This window comes from Actinomyces sp. S6-Spd3, assembly GCF_000758755.1.
Taxonomy (GTDB): domain Bacteria; phylum Actinomycetota; class Actinomycetes; order Actinomycetales; family Actinomycetaceae; genus Pauljensenia.
Genome location: NZ_JRMV01000256.1, coordinates 1 through 535, shown reverse-complemented (window position 1 = coordinate 535; position 535 = coordinate 1). Strand labels below are relative to the sequence as shown.

Here is a 535-nt window from a genome sequence, read left to right as displayed (position 1 = left end):
ATGATGTGGCGCTCAAGTGTCGCCATGGCTTCCCTACCGTCTGTGCCTGGCACAGTGCGTACCGAAACCTTGAACTTAGTCTCGGGCCAAATGGTGTTTGACGAGTGTGCAACCGAGGTCGCATCGAGACCAATGATCGACACTGCGGGCTGTGTCCACATACGCGACGCAAGATCTCCAGACCCGGCGATGCGAACTCCCTCTAGCAGGCCGGCCTCAGCCCTAAACTCCGCCTCGTCGTACACCACATCCGCACTCTTACTACCGCCAAGGCCGGCAATAGCAACCTCGCCAGCGTCATTATGGAATGTGGAAATTAGGTGCGATGCCGCGGTAATGGAATCGAGGACGGGACCTCCCCACATGCCCGAATGCATCGCGTGATCGGTCATACGAACCGTTACGGTTGCATCGATTACACCGCGCAGCGAAGAAGTCAATGCGGGCTTGCCTGGCTTCCAGTTATCGGAATCGGTAACGATGATGTAGTCAGCTTCGAGCTGCTTGTGGTACTTAGTGAGGAAGTTTTCAAACG

1 protein-coding gene is annotated in these 535 nt (G+C 55.9%); it reads right to left on the bottom strand.

The features are described 5' to 3' along the window. A partial coding sequence (locus tag HMPREF1627_RS02040; RefSeq protein ID WP_034500740.1) for a peptidase dimerization domain-containing protein occupies positions 1-535 on the bottom strand: 535 nt, incomplete at both ends.